Origin of the sequence: Verrucosispora sp. WMMA2121 (assembly GCF_027460185.1) — a bacterium.
Taxonomy (GTDB): Bacteria; Actinomycetota; Actinomycetes; order Mycobacteriales; family Micromonosporaceae; genus Micromonospora; species Micromonospora palythoicola.
On the sequence record NZ_JAPZBH010000006.1, the window covers coordinates 2,804,954 to 2,828,074 of the forward strand.

Genomic DNA, 23,121 nt, shown 5'->3' on the forward strand with positions numbered 1-23,121 from the left:
TCAGAGCAGCTTGCGCAGCTTCATCAGGTCGAACGGGTTGGCCTTGATCGACACGCGGCGGTTGGCGACCGCGCGGGTGACGTCGAGGTCACCGCGCACCAGGGCCACCAGATCGTCACTGGTGGTGCTCATGGCGATCTTCGCCTTCGGGTCGTCGCCGTCGGCGAGCTCTACCAGCCGGCCGCCGGTGATCCGACCGTGGAAGGCGGTCTCCAGGTCGGTGATCCGGCAGGCCAGGGTGCGATCCAGGTCCACGCGATCACGGACGGTCTCCGCGTTGCGTTCGAGCCGGGCGGCCAGATCCTGCAACGCCTGCCGACACTCGTCCACCGTGGCCACCGATCGCCTCCTCGCCACACCACGTCGTCTCCCGGCACCGTACCGCACGGGACGGTTCCGACGGCCCGGTAGCGTGACACGTGCACAGCCGCCGGGCGAAAGGACTCAGGCATGCAGGACGCGTGGCGCGCCTACCTCGAACTGGCCATGGGCCTGACGGAGGCGCCCCGGAAGAAGGCACAGGACGCGGTACGCCGGGCGATGGGGTCAACCGGTGCCACGGCCGCTCAGCTGCAGACCCTGGCCGAGGAGTTGCGGTCGACCGGTGCGGCCAACCGCGAGGCCCTGACCAAGCTGGTGCGGTTCGAGGTCGAGCGGGCGCTCGGTGTGGTGGGCCTGGCCACCGCTGAGGAGGTCGCCGAACTGGACCGCCGGGTGCGCGAGCTGGAACGCCAACTCCGGGCTACCGGCGGGTCTCCCACCGGCGGCACCGCGCCCGGCCCCGTGACGACCGCCGGCACCGCCGACAGCCCCTCGGTGGGCACCCCGCCGACCGCAGCCGCGGCCCCACCGGCGAAGACGGTCGCGAAGAAGGCGGTCGCGAAGAAGGCGGTGGCGAAGAAGACCGTGGCCACGAAGGGAGGCGGCACGGTCGTGCGTACCGCCGATGGTGAGCCGGCGCCGCGACCGGCCAAGGCCGCGCCGCCGCGCCCGCCGCGCCCGGACGGTGTCGCGTGACCGGGCGCCCCGTCGGGGCCGCACGCGGCGACACGGCCCCCGGCCACCGTGCCGGGCCGGCCCCGCGCGAGGTGGCGGCATGACCGCGCCGCTGCCAGGTCCGACCGGTCCGCGCCCCGGCCCACCGCCGCAGCGCTGGACCGGCGAGAACGGGCAGGACGACGCTCATCCGGCGGTCGACGCCGCCGTGCGGGCGATCGCCAACGCCGCGACGCTGGGCCCCGCCGACCAGATCGCTCAGTACGAGGCCGCGTACCAGACGCTGCGGGAGACGCTGGCCACCATCGACCAGGCCTGAGGAGGCGCGTCCGTCCATGGCACGGCGTAACCGGTTGGACGCCGAACTCGTCCGTCGCGGTCTGGCCCGCTCCCGCGAGCAGGCGGTCGCGCTGGTGGAGGCCGGCCGCGTGCAGCTGCGTGGGGTGCCGGCCCGCAAGGCCGCCGCCATGGTCGATCCCGCCGATCCGCTGCTGGTCAGCGGTGCCGACCCGACCTCGGAGTACGTCTCCCGGGGTGGGCACAAGCTGGCCGGCGCGCTCGCCGCCTTCGCCCCCGCCGGGCTGGTGGTGGCCGGTCGACGCTGCCTCGACGCCGGCGCGTCCACCGGCGGTTTCACCGACGTGCTGCTGCGCGCCGACGCTGCCGAGGTGGTCGCGGTGGACGTCGGTTACGGCCAACTGGCCTGGTCGCTGCGGAATGACTCCCGGGTGCGGGTTCACGAACGCACGAACGTGCGGACGCTGACTCCCGAGTCGATCGATGGCCCGGTCGACCTGACCGTCGCCGACCTGTCGTTCATCTCGTTGCGGCTGGTGCTGCCGGCCCTGGCGGCGTGCACCCGGGCCGACGGTGACCTGGCCCTGATGGTCAAACCGCAGTTCGAGGTGGGTCGCGAGCGGGTCGGCGCCGGTGGGGTGGTGCGCGATCCGGAGCTTCGGGCGCAAGCGGTGCTGGATGTCGCCGCGGCGGCCGCGACGCTGCGGTTGGGGCTGGCGGACCTGGCGGCCAGCCCGCTGCCCGGGCCGAGCGGCAACGTCGAGTTCTTCGTATGGTTACGCCGGGATGCGCCACCGGCCGACCCGGACCGGGTACGGACCGTGGTGACGGCCGGGCCACGCGGCCCGGTGCCGTCCGGCGACCGGCCGGACGAGGCGACGGAGGAGGTGGCCACGTGAGCGAGCGAAGCGAGCGAACCATTTGGCGCAGCAGCGCGGGGGCTCGCGTCGCCGGCGCGCGGAGCGGGGCGGCGACGTGAGCGAGCGAAGCGAGCGAACCGTCTGGCGCGGCAGCGTGGCGGCGCGCGCCGCCGGTGAGCGGAGCGGGGCGGCCGCGTGAGCCGGTGCCAGCGAGTTGACCATCGGCGCGGTGTTCCCGGGCAGGAGTCACGGTGACCCGCACCGCCCTGTTGGTGACGCACACCGGCCGACGGCGCAGCACCGAGCATGCCCGTACGGTCGCCGCGGACCTGATCGCCGCCGGATTCGAGGTGCGGGTGGTGGCCGAGGAGGCCGAGGACCTCGACCTGCCGGGCACGGTACCGGTGGCCGGGCCGGAGGCGGCCGAGGGAGCCGAGATCGTCTTCGCGCTCGGCGGGGACGGCACGTTCCTGCGCGCCGCGGAGCTGGCCCGGCCGGCGAAGGTGCCGTTGCTCGGCATCAACCTCGGCAAGGTCGGGTTTCTCGCCGAGGCGGAGATCGACGATCTCGACGTGGCGGTACGTGACGTGGTCAGCCGTAACTACAGCGTCGACGAACGACTGACCCTCGACGTGACGGCCGAATTCGACGGCGGGCCGACCATCGAGTCGTGGGCCCTCAACGAGATCAGCGTCGAGAAGGGCGAGCGGGCCCAGATGCTGGAACTGCTGGTGGACGTCGACGGGCGGCCGCTGTCCCGGTACGGCTGCGACGGCGTGGTCTGCGCCACGCCCACCGGCTCCACCGCGTACGCCTTCTCCGGCGGGGGGCCGGTGGTCTGGCCCGAGGTGGAGGCGTTGCTGCTGGTGCCGATCAGCGCGCACGCCTTGTTCAGCCGGCCGCTGGTGACGGCACCCACCTCCACCATGACGATAACCGTCGACCCGTTCACCACGCTGGCTGTGCTCTGCTGCGACGGGCGGCGGGTCTACGACCTGCCTCCCGGCGCCCGGGTCACGGTGCGGCGGGGCGCCCTGCCGGTACGCGTCGTCCGGCTGCGGGACCGGTCGTTCACCGCGCGTCTGGTGGCCAAGTTCGACCTTCCGGTGCACGGCTGGCGGGGCAACCGTCGCTGACGTCGGCGGCCGCGCCGGCTGGTCAAGTGTCGGGCCACGCGTCTACTGTCGGTTGCTGTGCTGGAGGAGCTACGCATCACCGGACTGGGTGTCATCGAGGACACGACGTTGCCGCTGACCGGCGGCATGAACGTCATCACCGGCGAGACCGGTGCCGGCAAGACGATGGTGGTGACCGGGCTCGGCCTGCTCTTCGGTGGTCGGGCCGACGCCGGCCGGGTGCGTGCCGAACCTGGCCGCGCCGTCGTCGAGGGCCGGCTGCGTCTGGGTGGCCGGGTGGCCGAGACGGTGCACGCCCGGATCACCGACGCCGGAGGCGAACCCGACGAGGACGGCTGCCTGCTGCTGAGCCGTACGGTCACGGTGGAGGGTCGGTCCCGGGCCCACCTGGGTGGTCGCGGGATGCCGGTGTCGATGCTCGGCGAGGTCGGTGAGCAGGCCGTCGCGGTCCACGGCCAGTCCGACCAGCTGCGGTTGCTGCGCCCGGCGGAGCAGCGGGCCGCGTTGGACCGGTTCGCCGGTCCCGAGCACGAGAAGCTGCTCGACGCGACGCGGGACGCGTTCACCCGCTGGCGTCGGGTGGTCGACGACCTGGCCGACCGGCGACGCAACGCGCGGGAACGCCACCAGGAGACCGACCTGCTGCGGCTGGGCCTCGACGAGATCACCCGGGTTGATCCGCAGCCGGGTGAGGACGACGAGCTGAAGGCGGAGGCGCAACGACTGGAGCACGCCGAAGGTCTGCGTACCGCGGCTCAGCTGGCCCACCAGTGCGTGGCCGGCGGGTTGGAGGCCACCGACGACACGCCGGACGCCTCGACGCTGCTCGGCACCGCCCGGCGCACGCTCGAGGCGCAGGCCGGCACCGATCCGGCGCTCGGTGAACTGGCCGTGCGCCTGGAGGAGGCGGCCACGCTCGTCGCCGACGTGTCGGTGGAGCTGTCCACGTACCTCGCCGGCCTGGACGCCGATCCGGCCCGGCTGCAGGCCCTCTACGAGCGACGGGCCGCGTTGCGCGCGTTGACCCGCAAGTACGCCGACGACGTCGACGGTGTGATCGCCTGGGCGGAGCGGGCCCGGACCCGACTGTCCGAGCTGGACAACTCCGACGAGCTGCTCGACGAGCTGGATCGGGAGGCGTCCCGGTTGGCCGGTGAGGTGGCCGAGCTGGCCGGCCGGCTGTCGGTGTCCCGGCAGGAGGCGGCGGCGCGCTTCGCCGAGCAGGTCACCGTCGAGCTGGCCGGGTTGGCGATGCCGCACGCCCGGATCGAGGTGGCGGTGCTGCCCCGACCCGCCGGTCGGGCCGAACCGACGTTGCCGGTCAACGGGGTCGAGGTCGGCGTCGGACCCGACGGCGGCGACGAGGTCGAGCTGCGGCTGCTGGCCCATCCCGGCGCACCGTCCCTGCCCCTGCAACGGGGTGCCTCCGGCGGCGAGCTGTCCCGGGTGATGCTCGCCATCGAGGTGGTCTTCGCCGGTTCCGGCGGCCCACCGACGCTGGTCTTCGACGAGGTCGACGCGGGCGTGGGCGGCCAGGCGGCGGTGGAGATCGGCCGCCGGCTGGCCCGGCTGGCCCGCAGCCACCAGGTCCTGGTGGTGACCCACCTGCCGCAGGTCGCCGCCTTCGCCGACCGGCACCTGGTGGTGGCCAAGGACACCGGCGGCGCGGTCACCACCAGCGGCGTCCGGGTGGTGGAGGACACCGAGCGGGCCCGGGAACTCGCCCGGATGCTCGCGGGTTTGCCGGATTCGGATCTGGGTATCGCCCACGCCGAGGAACTCCTGGCCGTGGCGGCCAGGGAACGGCGGTCCTGAGACCGCGATTGTGAGCGGAGGCACACCGGCCTTCGCCCATGTGTGCTTCCCTGGGTAGGCGGCCCTGCTCAGGCATGTCGCGACAGATTCCCCTGCCTCACATGCCAGGATGGTCACGATGCGTCTACCCACGTTGCGCCGGGCCCGGAACGCGGAACCGGGACAGATCCTCGGCACCGCGCGCCTGGACCGCCGTACGAAACGGCTGGTCGGCCGGCTCCGCCCCGGCGACATCGCGGTCATCGACCACGTCGACCTGGACCGGGTCGCCGCCGACTCGCTCGTCGCGGTCGGTGTCGGTGCGGTGCTCAACGCCAAGCCGTCGGTCTCCGGCCGTTACCCCAACCTCGGGCCGGAGGTGCTGATCTCGGCGGGCATCCCGCTGCTCGACGACCTCGGCGAGGGCGTCTTCGAGCGGATCCGTGAGGGCGACACGGTGCGCATCGAGGGCAACACCGTCTACCTGGACGACGATCCGGTGGCACACGGCAGCCTCCAGGACGCCGAGAGCGTGGCCAAGGCGATGACCGACGCCCGGGAGGGCCTGTCGGTGCAGTTGGAGGCGTTCGCCGCCAACACGATGGACTACCTCAAGCAGGAGCGCGACCTGCTGCTCGACGGTGTCGGAGTGCCCGAGATCGCCACCGAGGTGCAGGGCCGGCACTGTCTGATCGTGGTCCGGGGCTACGACTACAAGGCCGACCTGGACGTGCTGCGCCCGTACATCCGGGAGTTCAAGCCGGTGCTGATCGGCGTCGACGGGGGCGCCGACGCCCTGGTCGAGGCGGGCTACACCCCCGATATGATCATCGGTGACATGGATTCGGTCACCGACGACGTGCTGCGCTGCGGCGCCGAGGTCATCGTGCACGCGTACCCGGACGGGCGGGCGCCGGGACTGCCCCGCGTCAACGGCCTCGGTGTGCCGGCGGTGACCTTCCCCGCCGCCGCCACCAGCGAGGATCTCGCCATGCTGCTGGCCGACGAGAAGGGCGCCTCGCTGATCGTCGCGGTGGGGACCCATGCCACGCTCGTCGAGTTCCTCGACAAGGGGCGCGGCGGCATGGCGTCGACGTTCCTCACCCGCCTCAAGGTCGGTGGCAAGCTGGTCGACGCCAAGGGCGTCAGCCGGCTGTACCGGCAGAGCATCTCGGGGTCGTCCCTGCTGCTGCTGGTCCTGTCGGCGCTGGCCGCCATGGCGTCGGCGGTGGCCGTCTCCACCGTCGGCAAGGCGTACCTGGGCGTGGTCTCCGAGTGGTGGGACAATTTCGTGTTCCAGCTCGGCCAGCTCTTCTAGCTCCCGACCGATCAAGAGGCTTCAAGCGTGATCAACTTCCGGTACCACGTGGTGTCCCTGACCGCGGTCTTCCTCGCCCTGGCGATCGGCCTGGTGGTGGGTACCGCCGCGCTCAACGGTCCGGTCGCGGACTCGCTCCGGGAGACCGTCAACGAACTGCGCAAGGACAACCAGCAGATGCGCCAGGCGGTCCAGAACATGCAACGGGAACTGGAGCTGGAGGAGGAGTTCGCCGCCGAGATGGCCCAGGTGATGCTGCCGGGCACGCTCAGCGGCAAGCGGGTGCTGGTGCTCAGCCTGCCCACCGGTCGCGAGCACACCGACGGGGTGCTCAACATGCTCCAGCTGGCCGGTGCCGACGTCACCGGGCGGGTCGACCTGCAGGACAAGTTCATCAACCCGGAGAACAACAACGACCTGCTCGAACTGGCGGTCACCGCGGCCCGGCCGACCGACGCGCCGACCGCGGGGCTACCCGGCAACGGTCACGGCGTCGAGACCTCCAGCGCCCTGCTGGCCACCGTGCTGCTGGACCAGCCCGCCGGCGCCGAGCCGGTCACCGAGGCCGACCGGCGGGCGGTGCTGGCCGCGTACGGCAACGCCAACTACCTGACCACCGGCGACCGGATCACCGCACCGGCGGAGGCCGTCGTGGTGGTCAGCGGGCAGCCGTACGTGGACAAGGACTCCGCCAAGAAGGACGAGTCCGTGGTCAAGATCGCCGAGCAGTTCGACCGGACCGGGGCGATCGTGGTGGCCGGCAACGGCTCGGCCGGCGGGAACCTGGTGGCCTTCGTCCGGGGTGACGCGGTGCTCGCCCAGACCATCTCGACGATCGACAACGCCAACACCGTCCAGGGGCAGCTGGTCACCACCCTGGCGCTGGTGCAGCAGCTCGCCGACCGTAAGGCCGGTCACTTCGGCGTCGGTGACAGCGCTGCCTCGCTGGTGCCTAGACTGCCCCAGTGAACCCTTCCGCCCTTTGCGGGGGCGGACCTGTCGACGGGTCGCCGGAGGTGCGCCCACGCCGAGCGGGGCGGGTTGACGGGGGTTCAGTTGCCTGACGGGCGCCAGGTGCCCGATCCGACGATCTCCGCCGGCCGGCGGGAGGGGATGGCGTGAGTGAGCGGGACGGTGACGTGACGGTCTTCGGTCGACTCCTGGTGGCCGGGGCCGGGGCGGTCGCCGCCCGGTACGCGCTCCGCGTGATCCGCACCGCACCGCCCGCGCCGGCCCTGGAACGGACCAACTTCCGGGGACGCACCGTGACCCTCGCCGGCGGGCCGGCCCTCGCATTGGCGGCCTCGGGCGCCGCGGCCTGCGGAGCGGCGAGCACGCCGGCTGCGGCGGCCACCCTGGTCGCCGGGCTCGGCGCCGGCGCCGTGGGCCTCTACGACGACGTCGTCGGTGCCCGCCCGGAGCAGAAGGCGGCCAAGGGTTTCGCCGGGCACCTGGCCGCGTTGCGACAGGGCCGGGTCACCGCCGGCCTCGTCAAGATCGTCGGAGTGGGTGCGGCCGGTCTGGGGGCGGCGGTCCTGCTCGCCGCCGATCGCGACGTGGCGGGGCATCCCCGTCGGCGCCGACCGGGCGCGGTGGGGCGGGGCGTCGACGTGCTGCTCGGCGCCGGGGTGGTGGCCGGCACGGCGAACCTGGTCAACCTGCTCGACCTGCGTCCGGGACGGGCGTTGAAGTCGGGTCTGCTGCTCGGTGCCCCGCTGAGCGGCGGCCGCCACGGCGGGATCGCCTCGGGCGCGGCCGGTGCCGCCGCCGGGCTGCTCCCCGCCGACCTCGCCGAGGACGTGATGCTCGGCGACAGCGGCGCGAACGCCCTCGGTGCGGTGCTCGGGGTGGCGCTGGCCGCCCGGACCGGCCCGGTCGGCCGGGCCGGGCTGCTGGCCGTCCTCGCCGGGCTCACCGCCGCCAGCGAGAAGGTGAGCTTCACGAAGGTCATCGCGAGCACGCCGGGGCTGCGTGAACTCGACGCGCTGGGCCGACGCGCCGACTGACGTGACCAGACCGGCCCCCCTCGTCGGCGCCGGCCGGGTGGCCGGAGCGGCCGCCCTCATCGCCGCGCTCACCGTGCTCAGCAGGCTGGCCGGATTCGGGCGTACCGCCGTGTTCACCTGGGTGGTGCAGGGCAGCGACCTGGGCGCGATGTACCTGCTCGCGAACACCATCCCGAACATCATCTTCGAGATCGTCGCCGGTGGGGCGTTGGCCAGCCTGGTCGTACCGCTGCTCGCCGGAGCGGTCGCGGCGGGGGACCGGCGGACGGTCGCGGCCACCACCGGCGCGCTGCTCACCTGGACGGTGACGCTGCTCGTGCCGCTCGCGGCGCTGGTGGCGCTGGGCGCCGGGCCGATCATCAACGCGCTCGGCGACGGCCGGTCACCGCAGGAGTTGGCGGCCGCCGCCCGGATGCTGCGGGTGTTCGCGCCGCAACTGCCGCTGTACGGCGTCGGCATCGTGCTCACCGGCGTGCTCCAGGCGCACCGCCGGTTCGCCTGGCCGGTGATCGCCCCGCTGTTGTCCAGCCTCACGGTCGTCGTGGTCTACCTGGTCTTCGCCGGGGTCGCCGGTACCGGAGCCAGCGTGGCGCAGGCGGGCCGCAGCGGTGAGCTGGTCCTGTCGGTGGGCACCACCCTCGGCGTGGTGGTGCTGTCGCTGTCGCTGCTGATCCCGCTGCGTCGGCTGCGGCTGCCGCTGCGCCCCGGGTACGCGTTGCCGGCCGACGCCCGGGTCCGGGTCCGCGGGCTGGCGGTGGCCGGCGTGGTGACGGTCACCGCCCAGCAGGTCGCGCTGGCGGTGATCCTCTATCGGCTCTCCAGCGGTCGGACCGAGGCGTTCCAGGTGTTCAATCTGGCGCAGACGTTCTACCTGCTGCCCTGGGCGGTGCTGGCGGTGCCGCTGGCCACCGCCGCGTACCCGGCCCTGGCCACGGCGGCAGGCGCGGACGAGCCGACCTACCGGAAGGTGCTGTCGGCGACGCTGCGTGGGGTGCTGTTGTGCAGCTTCCTCGGTGCCGCGGCGCTGGTCGGTGCGGCCGGTCCGATCGGTCGGTTCTTCCCGCTCGACAGCGCCGCGACCGCCGCCGCGATCGCCGGCTACGCGCCGGGGCTGCTCGGGTACGGGCTGTTCGCGGTGTTGTCGCGCGCGTTGTACGCCCGAGGTGCGACGCGGGCGGCGACCGTCACCATCACCGCCGGCTGGCTGGCGGTCCCGCTGGTGTTGCTTCCGCTGTCGGCGCTGCTCCCGGTGGCCGATCGGGTGCTGGCGGTGGCGTTGGCCAACTCGGCGGGAATGCTGCTGCTCGGGGCGCTGCTGCTGGTCGCGGTCGCCCGGTCGGCCGGACGGGAGGCGCTCGCCGGTGCCGGCCGGGCCGCCGGTGCCGGTCTGCTGGCCGGCGGTACGGCCGCCGTCGTGGCCGTGGCGACGCTGCGGCTGCTGGACGCCGGGGGCGACCCCCCGGCGCGGTGGACGGCACTGATGCAGGGCATGCTGTCCGGAGTCCTGGTCGCTGTCGTGTTCCTCGCCGTGGTGTGGCTGGTCGACCGGCAGGACCTGCGGCCACTGCTGACCGGCCTGGGTCGACGCCTGCGCCGGGCCCGGCCAGCCGACCGGAAGGAGGAGGCGTCCCGGTGAGCGCGAGGAGTGAGCTTGCGAGCCCCGCAGTCGCGAACGGAAGGCTGGTTCGGTGAGCGCGAGGAGTGAGCTTGCGAGCCCCGCAGTCGCGAACGGAAGGCTGGTTCGGTGAGCGCGAGGAGTGAGCTTGCGAGCCCCGCAGTCGCGAACGAAGGGTCGGTCCGGTGAGTGCGTCGAACGGGTCGGCGGCCGTCGCGGGTCGGCCGGGGACGGTGGTGCTGCTGCTGGCGTCCAGCACCGGCGGGGTCGGCCAGCATGTCCGATCGGTGGCGCGGGGGTTGGTCGCGGCCGGGCGGCCGGTGCTGGTCTGCGGGCCGGCGGCGACCCAGGAGCAGTTCGACTTCGTGGGTGCCGGTGCCCGGTTCCGGCCGGTGGAGATCCCGGCGAGTCCCACGCCGGCTGACGCCCGGGCGGTGGGCACCCTGCGCCGGCTGCTCGCCGCCGAGCCGGCCGACGTGGTGCACGCGCACGGGCTGCGCGCCGGGCTGGTGGCGGTGCTGGCCCGGCCGGTGGCTCCACTCGTGGTCACCTGGCACAACGCCGTGCTGGCCGGCGGGGTACGCGGTGCCCTGTCCCGGCTGGTGGAGCGGATCGTGGCGCGGGGTGCCCGGGTGACCCTCGGTGCCTCCGCCGACCTGGTGGCGCGGGCCGTCGCGTTGGGCGCCCAGGACGCCCGGCTCGCCCCGGTCGCCGCTCCGGAACTGCCCGCGCCGCGTCGTCGCCGGGCCGCCGTGCGGGCCGAGTTCGCCGTCGCCGCCGACCAGCCGTTGATCCTGTCGGTCGGCCGGCTGCATCCGCAGAAGCGGTACGACGTGCTGGTGGATGCCGCCGCCCGCTGGCGCGAGCGCACCCCGCCGCCGGTGGTCGTGATCGCCGGCAGCGGACCGGCCTACCTGCCGCTGGCCGCGCGGATCAGCGCCGCCCGGGCGCCGGTCACCCTGCTGGGGCACCGCACCGACGTGGCTGACCTGCTCACCGGTGCCGACCTGGCGGTGGTCACCAGCGACTGGGAGGCCCGTCAACTGTTCGCGCAGGAGGCGTTGCGGGCCGGCGTACCGCTGGTGGCGACCGCGGTGGGTGGGCTGCCGGAACTGGTCGGCGACGCGGCGGTGCTGGTGTCCCCGGGCGATGTGGACGCGGTCGACGCGGCGGTGCGGGGCCTGCTCGACGACGAGGCCGGCCGCGCCGAGCTGGCGCGGCGCGGTGCCGCGCGGGCGTCGACCTGGCCGACCGAGACGCAGACTCTCGCCCAACTGCTGGCGCTCTACGCCGAGCTGGTGCCCGGCCCGGCCGGGCCGGCGACGCCGGGCGCCGACACCCCGTCGACGGGACGCCGGTGATGCTGCGCCGCATCGCGCCGATCCTGCTCACCGTGCTGGTGGTGGCGCTCGGGGTCACCGCGCTGGCCGCCCGCCCGCAGAGTCCACCGTCTCGACCGAGCGCCGACTACGTGGTCCTCGTCGGGGTGGCCGGGCTGCGCTGGGACGACGTGGACCCGGAGCGTACGCCGACGTTGTGGCGGCTGGCCCGGGAAGGCTCGATCGGGTCACTGTCGGTGCGTTCGGCGCACCGGCCCACCTGTCCCGTGGACGGCTGGCTGACCCTCGGCGCGGGCAGCTTCGCCGCCTGGCCCGGCAACCGGGACGGGGACGGGCAGTGCGCGCCCGTCGACGTGACGGTGGACCAGCCGGACGGCATCGGTGCGAACCTGCCGGAGCAGGAGAGCGTGGTCCTGCACAACCAGGAGCGGCTGCCGTGGGGCACGGTGCCCGGTGCGCTGTCGGAGTCGGTGCGGTGCTCGGTGGCGGTCGGACCGGGCGCGGCGGTGGCCGCCGCCCGCCCGTTCGGCCGGGTCGACCGGTACGCGCCGACGCTGCCCGAGGAACCGGCCGGACTGCTTGGTTCGTGTGTGCTCAGCATCGTCGACCTCGGCACGGTGGCGGGCGAGGATCCGGCGGTGCGGGCGGCGGCGGCCGAATCCGCCGACGCCGAACTGGCCCGGGTGCTGGCCGGTCGACCGCCACGTTCACTGGTGATCGTCGCCGGGGTCAGCGACACCGAGCGGCCGTCCCGGCTGCACGTGGCCGTCGCCCACGGTCCCGGCTGGGAGGAGGGCTGGCTGACCTCGCCCAGCACGGACCGCCGTGGCTATCTGCAACTGATCGACCTGGCCCCGACCGCGCTGGCCGCCCTGGGCCGCCCGATGCCGGACCGGCCCTTCCTCGGCCGGCCCGCCGAGTCGGTCGGTGACCGGCCCGCCGACCTGTCCGCCGCGATCGCCGAGCCGGCGGACGCGGATCGGGAGGCCGCCGCCCAGCGGGAGGTGGCCGGCGGGTTCTTCGTCCTGCTGGCCGTCGTTCAGGTGGCGCTCGCGGTGGCGGTGCTGCCGCTGCTGCGCCGGGCCCGCCGGCACGCCGGACCGTACGGGCCGAAACCGGTGCCGCGTGCGGTGGTGGCGACGGTGGAGGTGCTGCTGGTCGCCGCCGCCCTCGCGATACCGGCGGCGCTGGTCGCCGAGGCCGCTCCGTGGTGGCGTTTCGCCCATCCGGCGGCCTCGTTCGCCGGGCTGACCGCCGTGCTGCTGGCGGCCACGACGCTGCTGGTACGGCTCGCCCCCGGCTACCGCAGCACCCTGGGTCCGCTCGGCGCGGTGGCCGGGTTGACCACGTTGGCCGTCGGCCTGGACGTCGTCACCGGTGCCCGGTTGCAGCTCAACGGGGTGGTGGGCTACTCCGCGTTGGAGGGTGGCCGTTACGCGGGTCTGGGCACCGTCGGACTCGGCGTGTTCGTCGCCGCCGCCCTGCTCAGCGCCGGCTGGCTCGCCCAGCGGGTACGTCGTGGCTGGCGACCGACCGTCATGGTGATCGTGGGCGGGGCCGCCGTGGTGATCGTCGGTAGCCCGTACCTGGGTGCCGACTCGATCGGCGCGATCGCGCTGACCGCCGGAGTGAGCGTGGCGGCGGCGATCAGCGCGGGTGGCTGGCTGACGCTGACCCGGCTGGCCTGGGCGACCATGGCCGGGCTGGCCCTGACGGTCGGGTTCGCGGTGGTGGATCTGGGTCGGGACCCGGCGGAGCGGGGCAGCCTCGGCCGGTTCCTGGCCGCGCTCGGCGACGGCACCGGCGGATTGACCGTGCAGCGGTCCAGCGCCGCCAGCTTCGAGACGCTCGTCAACAGCCCGCTGACGGTGCTGGCGCTGGCGGGGGCGCTGCTGGTCTGGTTCGCGCTGTTGCAGCCCTGGGGCGGGCTCATGCGGCTGTTCGGCATCTACCCGGCGATCCGGGCGGCGATGGCGGGCACCGCGGTGGCGGCGGTGATCGGCGGTCTGCTGGGTGCCGCGGCGCTGGACGTGGCGGGGGCCGCGGCGGCCGTCGTGGTGCCGATGGCGGCACTGTCGGCGCTGCGGGTGCTCGACCACTCGGCGGACCGGACCAGGCCGGGGCTGGACCGCCCGGCTGACGGCGGGCCGTCCGCTGGCGGTCCGGGCGCTCCGGGCCCGTCCGACGGCGGCCCGTCCGACGGCGGCCCGTCCGACGGCGGGCCGTCCGGTGGCGTTGCGGACGGTGGTGGTTCGGGCGGGCGGTCGTCGGCCGAGGTCGCGACCGGGTGACTCGGCGGCGGTACCCGGGTGCGCCACCGGAGGGCCGTCGGGGAGGTGTTACCGTGGAATCCCGTGGATCGCGTGATCACTTCGCTGATCGGCTCGGCGGTCTGCACGACCGCGACGGACGACACGGGAGCAGGCCTTGGCCCCTTCAGCACGGACGACCAGGCACATATTCGTCACCGGAGGCGTCGCCTCCTCGCTGGGTAAGGGGCTCACCGCCTCCAGCCTCGGCAACCTGCTGACCGCACGCGGCCTGCGTGTGGTGATGCAGAAGCTCGACCCGTACCTCAACGTCGACCCGGGCACGATGAACCCGTTCCAGCACGGTGAGGTCTTCGTGACCGAGGACGGCGCCGAGACGGATCTCGACGTCGGCCACTACGAGCGTTTCCTGGACCGGGCGCTGTCCGGCAAGGCCAACGTCACCACCGGCCAGATCTACTCCGAGGTGATCGCCAAGGAGCGGCGCGGCGAGTACCTGGGCGACACGGTCCAGGTGATCCCGCACATCACCAACGAGATCAAGTCCCGGATCCTGGCCATGGCCGACCCGGACGACGACGGCCGCACCCCGGACGTGGTGATCACCGAGGTCGGCGGCACGGTCGGCGACATCGAGTCGCTGCCGTTCCTGGAGGCGATCCGCCAGGTCCGCCACGACCTGGGCCGGGACAACTGCTTCTACCTGCACGTCTCGCTGGTGCCCTACCTCGCCCCCTCCGGTGAGCTGAAGACGAAGCCCACCCAGCACTCGGTGGCGCAGCTGCGCAGCATCGGTATCCAGCCCGACGCCATCGTCTGCCGTTCGGACCGGGACATTCCGGAGAAGCTCCAGCACAAGCTCTCCCTCTACTGCGACGTCGACGCCGAGGCGGTGATCGCCGCGCCGGACGCGCCGAGTATCTACGACATCCCGAAGGTGCTGCACCGGGAAGGGCTCGACGCGTACGTGGTGCGCCGGCTGAACCTCTCCTTCCGGGACGTGGACTGGGAAGGCTGGGACGACCTGCTGGAGCGGGTGCACCAGCCCCGGCACACCATCACCGTCGCGCTGGTCGGCAAGTACGTCGACCTGCCCGACGCGTACCTGTCGGTCAGCGAGGCGATCCGGGCGGCCGGCTTCGGCCACCGGGCCCGGGTGCAGCTGCGCTGGGTGCCCAGCGACGACTGCGTCACCCCGACCGGTGCGGCAGCGGCCCTGGCCGGGGTGGACGGCATCGTCATTCCCGGCGGGTTCGGCGTCCGGGGCATCGAAGGCAAGATCGGCACCGCCCGGTACGCCCGGGAGAACGGCATTCCGCTGCTCGGGCTCTGCCTGGGCCTGCAGTGCATGACCATCGAGGTGGCCCGGCACCTGGCCGGCCTGGACGGCGCGAACTCCCTGGAGTTCGACGCCGAAGCGGTGCACCCGGTCATCGCCACCATGGCCGATCAGCAGGACATCGTCGCCGGCAAGGGCGACCTGGGCGGCACGATGCGGCTGGGCGCGTACCCGGCGACCCTCACCGAGGGGTCGATCGTCGCCGAGGCGTACGGCAGCACCCAGGTCAGCGAGCGGCACCGGCACCGGTACGAGGTGAACAACGCCTACCGCGACCAGCTCGTCAAGGCCGGGCTGCACATCTCGGGCACCTCGCCGGACGGTCGGCTGGTCGAGTTCGTCGAGCTGGACCGGGACCTGCACCCGTTCTTCGTGGCCACCCAGGCGCATCCGGAACTCAAGAGCCGCCCCACCCGGCCGCACCCGCTGTTCGCCGCCTTCGTCCACGCCGCGGTGACGTACTCGCACGCCGACCAGCTCCCGGTCGATCTGGACGGGGCCACCGCCGAGCGGGCCACCCGCAACGGCGCCGCCACGAAGGCGGCCTCGGCCTCGTGAGCGGACGGTCCGCACGAATCGACGGGGCGATCCGGGCCGCTGTCGGAACGGGTGACCCGGTGGTGGGCCGGTGAGCGCCGTCGAGCACCGCTACGAGGTGCGCTCGCGGGAGCTGCGCTACCGCGGCCGGATCTTCGAGGTGGTCACCGAGGAGGTCACCATGCCCGGCGGTGGCACCGCAGCGCGTGACCTGGTGCGACACGTCGGCGCGGTGGCGGTGGTGGCGCTGGACGACGCCGGTCAGGTGGTGCTGATCCGGCAGTACCGCCAGCCGGTCGGCCGGCGGCTGTGGGAGTTGCCGGCCGGGCTGACCGACGTCTCCGGGGAGGATCCGGCCGTGACGGCGACGCGTGAGCTGGCCGAGGAGGTCGACCTCACCGCCGGCCGGCTCGACGTGCTCGTCGACGTGCACAGCTCGCCCGGGTTCACCGACGAGCTGGTCCGGGTCTTCCTGGCCCGGGATCTCGGCGAGGTGCCGGCCGAACAGCGACACGACCGGCACGACGAGGAGGCCGACCTGCAGATCGTCCGGATCGACCTGGACGAGGCGGTCGGCATGGTGCTGGCCGGTGAGATCAGCAACGGACCGTGCGTGGCGGGACTGCTGGCCGCCGCCCGCGCCCGCGACGCCGGCTGGTCGGGGTTGCGCCGGGCGGACGCGCCGCTGCCCCGCTGACCCGGCGCGATGTGCCCGCCCGAGGTGGGCCGGATCTCGTCAGGCTGGGTGGGAACGGCGTGTGGGGGCCGGGCGGTGCACCGCCCGGCCCCCCACGTGGTGTCACGGGTCAGTCGCGCAGCGGCCGGCCCTGGGCGTCGACGCCGCCGTTCACCAGGATCAGAATGCCGTCGACAAGGCCCCAGATGCTGCCGAAGCCGAACGTGCAGACACTCACGACGAGCTGCAGGACACCGGTCTTGACGTCACCGATGTAGAACCGGCCGGCGCCGAAGAAACCGAGCACGATGCCGAGGACACCCGCGACGACCTTGCTCTTGTCGGAAACGCCCTGGGGATACCCGGGCGGGATGGGAGGAGTGGTCATGAAGCGACACAGTAGTGATCCCTCGGTCGCTGTCCGCACCGGTGCGCACCAGATGGGACGATGGTGCCCAACACCGTCCGCACGGCTGATGTGACAGGCACTGCCGGCCAGGGCCCGCACACCTGACACATCGTCAACGGCCGCGGCGAGCAGGTGTCACAGTGCAGGCTCCGCTGAGCTGCGGTCCCGCCTAGACTGCCGCCGGCGGGACCGGTCGACCGGGGTGGCAATGGGGCCGCCGCGGCGCCGCGCAGTCGGGGTGAACGTGCCCCGAAGAGAGGTGTCAGCATCGTGAAGGTCGGCATCCCACGCGAGGTCAAGAACCACGAGTACCGGGTGGCGATCACGCCGGCCGGCGTCAACGAGTTCACCCGCGGCGGTCACCAGGTCTTCGTCGAGGCCGGCGCCGGGCTCGGGTCGAGCATCACCGACGAGGAGTTCGCCGCCGCCGGTGCCAAGATCCTGGAGAGCGCCGACGAGGTCTGGGAGGCCGCCGAGCTGGTGCTGAAGGTCAAGGAGCCGGTCGCCGAGGAGTACCACCGGATGCGCGCGGGACAGGTGCTCTTCACCTACCTGCACCTGGCCGCCTCCCGGGACTGCACCGAGGCGCTGCTCGACCACAGGATCACCGGCATCGCCTACGAGACCGTGGAACTGCCGGACCGGTCGCTGCCGCTGCTCGCCCCGATGTCCGAGGTGGCCGGACGGCTCGCCCCGCAGGTCGGCGCGTTCCACCTGATGCGTACCGGCGGTGGCCGGGGGGTGCTGCCCGGCGGCGTCTCCGGCGTGTACGCGGCCAAGACCGTGGTCATCGGCGCCGGCGTGTCCGGCATGAACGCCGCCGCGATCGCCCTGGGCCTGCAGTCGGAGGTGCTGCTGCTGGACAAGAACGTCGGCCGGCTGCGCCAGGCCGACGCCATCTACCGGGGCCACCTGCAGACCGTCGCCTCCAACGCGTACGAGATCGAGCGGGCGGTGCTGGACGCGGACCTGGTGATCGGCGCGGTGCTGGTGCCCGGCGCGAAGGCGCCGAAACTGATCTCGAACGAGCTGGTCTCCCGGATGAAGCCGGGCAGCGTGCTCGTCGACATCGCCATCGACCAGGGCGGCTGCTTCGAGGACTCGCGACCCACCACCCACGCCGACCCGGTCTACCGGGTGCACGAATCGATCTTCTACTGCGTGGCGAACATGCCCGGCGCGGTGCCGAACACCAGCACCTACGCGCTGACGAACGTCACCCTCCCGTACGCCCTCGAACTGGCCAACCACGGCTGGCGCGAGGCCGCCCGCCGCGACCCGGCGCTGGCGCTGGGCCTGAACACCCACGACGGACAGGTGGTCTACGGTCCCGTCGCCGAGGCGCACGGCCTGCCCACCCTGCCGTTGACCGAGGTGCTGGCCTGACCGGCGAGCGACCGACCCCGGACGGGGCCGGTGGGGGCGAGCAGCCCGCGCCGGCCCTGCGCCGTGCCGTCCGCGGCTACCTGGACCACCTCACCGTCGAACGTGGACTGGCCGCGAACACCCTCGCCTCGTACCGCCGGGATCTGGACCGCTACCTCGGCTCGCTGACCACCGCCGGGGTGACCGACCTGTCGGCCGTCTCCGCCGGGGAGATCGAACGTCACCTGGCCCGGCTGCGAGCCGGCGCCGACGGGCACTCGCCCCTCGCGGTCTCCTCGGCGGCCCGAGCCGCCAGCGCGGTACGCGGACTGCACCGGTTCGCGCTGCGCGAGGGCCTCACCGGCGCCGACCCGAGCCGCGACGTGCGGCCCCCCGCCGCGTCCCGACGGCTGCCCCGGGCGCTGCCGCTCGACGACGTGGTCGCGCTGCTGGAGACCGCCGGACCGGTCGACGCGGCCGGCGACACCGCGCCGCTGGCGCTGCGGGACCAGGCCCTGCTGGAGTTCCTGTACGGCACGGGGGCGCGGATCTCCGAGGCGGTGGGCGCCGCGGTGGACGATGTGGACCTCGACGACGGAGTGACCGTGCTGCGCGGCAAGGGCGGCCGGACCCGGCTGGTGCCGATCGGCGGATACGCGCTGCGGGCCCTCGGTGCGTACCTGGTGCGTGCCCGACCGGGGCTGGCCGCCGCCGGCCGGGGCACCCCGGCGATCTTCCTCAACGCCCGGGGTGGGCCGCTGACCCGGCAGGGTGCCTGGGGCATCCTGCGCCGCGCCGCGCAGCGGGCGGGGCTGAGCGTCGACGGCCCCCGGGCCGTGTCGCCGCACACGTTGCGCCACTCGTACGCCACCCACCTGCTCGACGGCGGGGCCGACGTGCGGGTGGTGCAGGAACTGCTCGGGCACGCCTCGGTCACCACCACCCAGGTCTACACCCTGGTGACCGTCGAACGGCTGCGCGAGGTCTACGCCACCGCCCATCCCCGCGCGCTGCACCGACCGCCGTCCGGCCCGTGATCGCCAATGCGGTGGCAGCCGATGTCTGCCGCCGCGCACCGCGCGTCGGTGGCCTGACCTGCCGGTGGCCGCAGCCGCCGTCCGACACGCCGAGCGGGTGCCGAACGCCCTGCTGGCCGGTGGCGTACAGTCGGCATGGCGCGGCCCTCGCGGCGAGTGGACCGGGGTGCGCAGCGGCGCCGCGAAGGACGTCGGGCGGCTCCGATGCCGCACGGTCGCCGGGAGGGGGCAACGAGGACATGGCTGGCAACGGTGACCGTGCCGAGACCTGGACGACGGAGCTCCGCGAGCAGCAGAACGCCCTCGGCTCGGATCTGGGCCCGGCGGACCCGGCCGCCTACACCATGCGTAAGCCGATCCCCGAGCCGATGCCCACCGACCGGCACGGGCCGGCCCGCATCATCGCGATGGCCAACCAGAAGGGCGGGGTCGGCAAGACCACCACGACGATCAACCTCGGTGCCGCGCTGGCCGAGTACGGCCGCAAGGTGCTGCTCGTCGACTTCGACCCGCAGGGTGCCCTCTCGGTGGGGCTGGGCGTCAACCCGCACAACCTGGATCTGTCGGTCTACAACCTGCTCATGCAGGACGACGTCACCGCCGACGACGTGCTCATCAAGACCGACGTGGCCGGGCTGCACCTGCTGCCGGCCAACATCGACCTCTCCGCCGCCGAGATCCAACTGGTCAACGAGGTCGCCCGCGAGATGGCCCTGGCCCGGGTGCTCAAGAGCATCCGCAAGGAGTACGACTACATCCTGATCGACTGCCAGCCGTCGCTGGGCCTGCTGGCGATCAACGCGTTGACCGTCGCGCACGGCGTGCTCATCCCGCTGGAGTGCGAGTTCTTCAGCCTGCGCGGGGTGGCGCTGCTGCTGGACACCATCGACAAGGTCCGCGAGCGGCTCAACTTCGACCTGGAACTCGAGGGCATCCTCGCCACCATGTACGACAGCCGCACCACCCACTGCCGTCAGGTGCTCCAGCGGGTGGTGGAGGCGTTCGGCGACAAGGTCTACCAGACCGTGATCACCAAGACCGTGAAGTTCCCCGAGTCCACCGTCGCCGGCTCACCCATCACCACGCTCGACCCGGCCTCCTCGGGGGCCCGCAACTACCGTCAGCTGGCCCGCGAGGTGATCGCCGCGCAGGCCGAGCGGTAGGAGGCGCGGAACCGAGGTGTCCCGACCGTGGACTACCGTCGTCGGCGTGAGCGCCCCGCCCCTCGACCCGACCGCCCCGGCGGCACCGCAGCCCGTGGTGGCCGACCCACCCGCGCCGACGGACGCGACCGGGTTCACCGTACGGCTGGCCAACTTCACCGGCCCGTTCGACCTGCTGCTGCAACTGATCGGCAAACACAAGCTCGACGTCACCGAGGTCGCCCTGCACCAGGTGACCGACGAGTTCATCGCCTACATCCGGGCCATGGGCGACGACTGGGACCTGGACGAGGCGAGCGAGTTCCTGCTGGTCGCCGCGACCCTGCTCGACCTGAAGGCCGCGCGGTTGCTGCCCGCCGCCGAGGTCGAGGACCCGGAGGACCTGGCCCTGCTGGAGGCGCGGGACCTGCTCTTCGCCCGGTTGTTGCAGTACAAGGCGTACAAGGAGGCGGCGGCGCACATCGCCGCGCTGGAGGAGGTCGGCGGTCGCCGCTACCCCCGGGCCGTCACCCTCGAAGCCCGCTACGCCGGGGCCCTGCCCGACCTGGTGCTGGGGATCGGCCCGCAGCGGCTGCTCAAGCTGGCGGTACGGGCGATGACCCCGAAACCGGTACCCGAGGTCTCCGTCGCCCACGTGCACATGGTCCGGGTCAGTGTCCGGGAGCACGCCGACATCATCGCCGAACGGCTGCGTCGGGCCGGCACCGCCAGCTTCTCGCTGCTCTGTGCCGACTGCGAGGCCACCCTCGAGGTGGTGGCCCGGTTCCTCGCCCTGCTGGAGTTGTACCGGCAGGGTGTGGTGGCCTTCGTCCAGGAGCAGGCGCTCGAGGAGTTGACCGTCCGCTGGACGGGTCCGGCCGACGGCGGCCCGGCCCTGACCATCGACGAGTACGCGGGCACCCCACCCGAGCCCTCCACCGAACCGCCTTCCGGGCCGGAGTCGCCTGCTGGCCCGCCGCCGGATGGCGGACCGGTGGCGGCGGACGGTGCTGGTGACACTGCGAGCACCGGTGACGCCGATGCTGGCGATGCTGGGCTCGGCGAGGCTGGTGCTGGTGCTGGTGCTGGTGCTGGTGCTGGTGCTGGCGGTGTCGGTGTCGGTGGTGTCAATGCTGACGGCGGTGTTCGTGCGAGGGCTGGCGTGGGCGGTGTTGGCGCTGAAGGTGCTGATGCCGAGGGTGCTGGGCCCGGCCAGGCTGGGGCGATGGGAACGACCGAGGAGCGAGCTGGATGAGCAACGAAGAGCGGCCGGATTCCCTGGCCGACCAGGCCGCCGCCTGGATTCCACCGTGGCAGCGCCCGGCTCCCGCCCCACCAGAGAACCCCACCCCACCCACCGACCCCACCCCACCCGCCGCGGACGCCGCAGATCTTGGTCCGCAGGTGCCCCTCCAGGGTCGGTCTTCGTCCAAGATCGAACTGGTCGAGGAGCGCGCTGGGGGGCGGGTCGGCGATGATGGAGAGACGGGGGAGGAGATCTCGGCAGAGGGCGTCACGGGGGAGGGGGTCTCGGCAGAGGGCGTCACGGGGGAGGGGGTCTCGGGACGTGACCTGGGGGCAAATGTCTCGGGGGAGGGGGCCTCGGGTCCGGGGCGGAAGCGGTCAGCAGCGAGGGCCCGGCCGGTAGCGGAGCCGCCGCCGGAACTCGACGACGCGGAGTTGCGTGGCGCGCTGGAGGCGATCCTGCTGGTGGTCGACGAACCGGTGAGCGAGCTGGTCCTCGCCCAGGTGCTGGAGCAGCCGGCCGAGCGGATCGGCCCGATGCTGGACGAGATCGCCGCCGGCTTCGCCGCCGCCGGTCACGGCTTCGAGCTGCGGCGGGCGGCGGGCGGGTGGCGGCTCTACACCCGGCCGGAATACGCCACCTACGTCGAGCGGTTCGTGCTCGACGGGCAGTCGGTGCGACTGACCCAGGCCGCGCTGGAGACCCTGGCGGTGGTGGCGTACAAGCAGCCGGTGACCCGGTCGCGCATCTCCGCCATCCGCGGTGTCAACTGCGACGGGGTGATCCGTACCCTGGTCACTCGCGGCCTGGTCGAGGAATGTGGCATCGAGTCCGACAGCGGGGCCCACCTGTACCGGACGAGCACCCTGTTCCTGGAGAAGCTCGGCCTGAACAGCCTCGACGACCTGCCGCCCCTGGCCCCGTTCCTGCCCGACGACGTGGAAGAGCTTGCCGATGCCGCGCGATGACCGCACCCCCCGCCCCGACGCCCCGGTCTACACCGGCCCGGAGCGCCTGCAGAAGGTGCTCGCCGCCGCCGGTGTCGGCTCCCGGCGGGCCTGCGAGGACCTGATCTTCCGGCGGCGGGTGACGGTCGACGGGCGGGTGGCGCAGCTCGGCGACAAGGTCGACCCGACCACGGCGGTCATCCACGTCGACGGCGAGCGGCTGGCGGCCGACACCCGGCTGGTGTACCTGGCGATGAACAAGCCGCGCGGGGTGGTCTCCACCATGGCGGACGAGAAGGGACGCACCGCGCTCGCCGACTTCCTCGGCAACCGGGTCGAACAGCGTGTCTACCACGTCGGGCGGCTCGACGCCGACAGCGAGGGGCTGCTGCTGCTCACCAACGACGGCCACCTGGCGCACCGGCTGACGCATCCCTCCTACGGGGTGCCGAAAACCTACCTGTGCGAGGTCTCCGGCCCGATCCCGCGCAACCTGGGTAAGCGGCTGTCGGCCGGGATCGAGCTGGAGGACGGCCCGGTGACCGTCGACGCCTTCCGGGTGGTGGACAGTCTGGGGCGTACCGCCCAGGTCGAGCTGACCCTGCACGAAGGCCGCAAACACATCGTACGGCGGCTGCTCGCGGAGGTCGGCCACCCGGTGAGCCGGCTGGTGCGTACCTCCATCGGGCCGATCCGGCTCGGCGACCTGCGTGCCGGGCGGACCCGGAGGCTGACCAACGCGGAGGTCGCCGCCCTGTTCAAGGCCGTGGGTGACTGAGGCGGCGGTGGCG

The 23,121-nt window shown here is 73.4% G+C and carries 21 protein-coding genes; 19 read left to right on the top strand and 2 right to left on the bottom strand.

Annotated features, from left to right (window positions below):
- Nucleotides 1–339 (bottom strand): SCP2 sterol-binding domain-containing protein, encoded by a 339-nt coding sequence (locus O7605_RS21525; RefSeq protein WP_164450069.1) that lies wholly within the window; start codon nt 337–339, stop codon nt 1–3.
- Between the two features lie 111 nt (nt 340–450).
- On the opposite strand from O7605_RS21525, the gene O7605_RS21530 reads away from it, so the two are divergent.
- The 13 genes from O7605_RS21530 (at nt 451) to O7605_RS21590 (ending at nt 16,205) form a co-directional block, all read left to right on the top strand.
- Nucleotides 451–1,017, top strand: coding sequence for a phasin family protein (locus O7605_RS21530; RefSeq protein WP_269737394.1), 567 nt, complete (start codon nt 451–453; stop codon nt 1,015–1,017).
- A 79-nt stretch (nt 1,018–1,096) separates the two neighbouring features.
- Nucleotides 1,097–1,315 carry a hypothetical protein gene (locus tag O7605_RS21535; protein ID WP_269737395.1) on the top strand — a complete coding sequence of 73 codons (219 nt, stop codon included), beginning with the start codon at nt 1,097–1,099 and terminating at the stop codon, nt 1,313–1,315.
- A gap of 16 nt (nt 1,316–1,331) precedes the next feature.
- Complete coding sequence (locus O7605_RS21540; RefSeq protein WP_269737396.1) at nt 1,332–2,192, top strand: TlyA family RNA methyltransferase; 861 nt, start codon at nt 1,332–1,334, stop codon at nt 2,190–2,192.
- Between the two features lie 212 nt (nt 2,193–2,404).
- A complete protein-coding gene (locus tag O7605_RS21545; protein WP_269737397.1) occupies nt 2,405–3,289 on the top strand; it encodes an NAD kinase in 885 nt (294 codons plus the stop codon).
- A 57-nt stretch (nt 3,290–3,346) separates the two neighbouring features.
- The gene (gene recN, locus O7605_RS21550) at nt 3,347–5,104 is read left to right on the top strand and encodes a DNA repair protein RecN (protein ID WP_269737398.1); all 1,758 of its coding nucleotides are present in this window, start codon (nt 3,347–3,349) and stop codon (nt 5,102–5,104) included.
- A gap of 118 nt (nt 5,105–5,222) precedes the next feature.
- A complete protein-coding gene (gene steA / locus O7605_RS21555; protein ID WP_269737399.1) occupies nt 5,223–6,401 on the top strand; it encodes a putative cytokinetic ring protein SteA in 1,179 nt (392 codons plus the stop codon).
- Between the two features lie 27 nt (nt 6,402–6,428).
- Nucleotides 6,429–7,370 carry a copper transporter gene (locus tag O7605_RS21560; RefSeq protein WP_269737400.1) on the top strand — a complete coding sequence of 314 codons (942 nt, stop codon included), beginning with the start codon at nt 6,429–6,431 and terminating at the stop codon, nt 7,368–7,370.
- Between the two features lie 170 nt (nt 7,371–7,540).
- Nucleotides 7,541–8,407, top strand: a complete 867-nt coding sequence (locus tag O7605_RS21565) for a hypothetical protein (protein ID WP_269737405.1) — start codon at nt 7,541–7,543, stop codon at nt 8,405–8,407.
- Between the two features lies 1 nt (nt 8,408).
- Nucleotides 8,409–10,043: a murein biosynthesis integral membrane protein MurJ gene (gene murJ, locus O7605_RS21570; protein ID WP_269737401.1), complete on the top strand. Its 1,635-nt coding sequence runs from the start codon at nt 8,409–8,411 to the stop codon at nt 10,041–10,043.
- Nucleotides 10,044–10,207: 164 nt separating this feature from the next.
- On the top strand, nt 10,208–11,383 hold the full coding sequence (locus O7605_RS21575) for a glycosyltransferase family 4 protein (RefSeq protein ID WP_269737402.1): 1,176 nt from the start codon (nt 10,208–10,210) through the stop codon (nt 11,381–11,383).
- A complete protein-coding gene (locus O7605_RS21580; protein ID WP_443083958.1) occupies nt 11,383–13,653 on the top strand; it encodes a hypothetical protein in 2,271 nt (756 codons plus the stop codon). Before O7605_RS21575 ends, O7605_RS21580 begins: the two co-directional genes overlap by 1 nt.
- 136 nt (nt 13,654–13,789) lie before the next feature.
- Complete coding sequence (locus O7605_RS21585; protein WP_164450078.1) at nt 13,790–15,529, top strand: CTP synthase; 1,740 nt, start codon at nt 13,790–13,792, stop codon at nt 15,527–15,529.
- Nucleotides 15,530–15,599: 70 nt separating this feature from the next.
- Nucleotides 15,600–16,205 carry an NUDIX domain-containing protein gene (locus tag O7605_RS21590; RefSeq protein ID WP_269740826.1) on the top strand — a complete coding sequence of 202 codons (606 nt, stop codon included), beginning with the start codon at nt 15,600–15,602 and terminating at the stop codon, nt 16,203–16,205.
- A gap of 109 nt (nt 16,206–16,314) precedes the next feature.
- On the opposite strand, the gene O7605_RS21595 is transcribed toward O7605_RS21590, so the two are convergent.
- Nucleotides 16,315–16,572 carry a TM2 domain-containing protein gene (locus tag O7605_RS21595; protein ID WP_269740827.1) on the bottom strand — a complete coding sequence of 86 codons (258 nt, stop codon included), beginning with the start codon at nt 16,570–16,572 and terminating at the stop codon, nt 16,315–16,317.
- A gap of 291 nt (nt 16,573–16,863) precedes the next feature.
- Here O7605_RS21595 and ald point away from each other — a divergent pair, with 291 nt between their 5' ends.
- The 6 genes from ald to O7605_RS21625 all read left to right on the top strand — a co-directional run bounded on the left by ald (nt 16,864) and on the right by O7605_RS21625 (nt 23,108).
- Nucleotides 16,864–17,979 (top strand): alanine dehydrogenase, encoded by a 1,116-nt coding sequence (gene ald / locus O7605_RS21600; RefSeq protein WP_269740828.1) that lies wholly within the window; start codon nt 16,864–16,866, stop codon nt 17,977–17,979.
- Complete coding sequence (locus O7605_RS21605) at nt 17,976–18,995, top strand: site-specific tyrosine recombinase XerD (protein ID WP_269742715.1); 1,020 nt, start codon at nt 17,976–17,978, stop codon at nt 18,993–18,995. The genes ald and O7605_RS21605 overlap by 4 nt, the downstream gene beginning before the upstream one ends.
- 239 nt (nt 18,996–19,234) lie before the next feature.
- Nucleotides 19,235–20,158, top strand: coding sequence for a ParA family protein (locus O7605_RS21610; RefSeq protein WP_093409734.1), 924 nt, complete (start codon nt 19,235–19,237; stop codon nt 20,156–20,158).
- 46 nt (nt 20,159–20,204) lie between these two features.
- Nucleotides 20,205–21,392, top strand: coding sequence for a segregation and condensation protein A (locus O7605_RS21615; protein WP_443083959.1), 1,188 nt, complete (start codon nt 20,205–20,207; stop codon nt 21,390–21,392).
- A complete protein-coding gene (gene scpB, locus O7605_RS21620) occupies nt 21,389–22,351 on the top strand; it encodes an SMC-Scp complex subunit ScpB (protein ID WP_269740829.1) in 963 nt (320 codons plus the stop codon). Before O7605_RS21615 ends, scpB begins: the two co-directional genes overlap by 4 nt.
- Nucleotides 22,338–23,108 carry a pseudouridine synthase gene (locus O7605_RS21625; RefSeq protein WP_269740830.1) on the top strand — a complete coding sequence of 257 codons (771 nt, stop codon included), beginning with the start codon at nt 22,338–22,340 and terminating at the stop codon, nt 23,106–23,108. The genes scpB and O7605_RS21625 overlap by 14 nt, the downstream gene beginning before the upstream one ends.
- Nucleotides 23,109–23,121 lie beyond the last annotated feature (13 nt).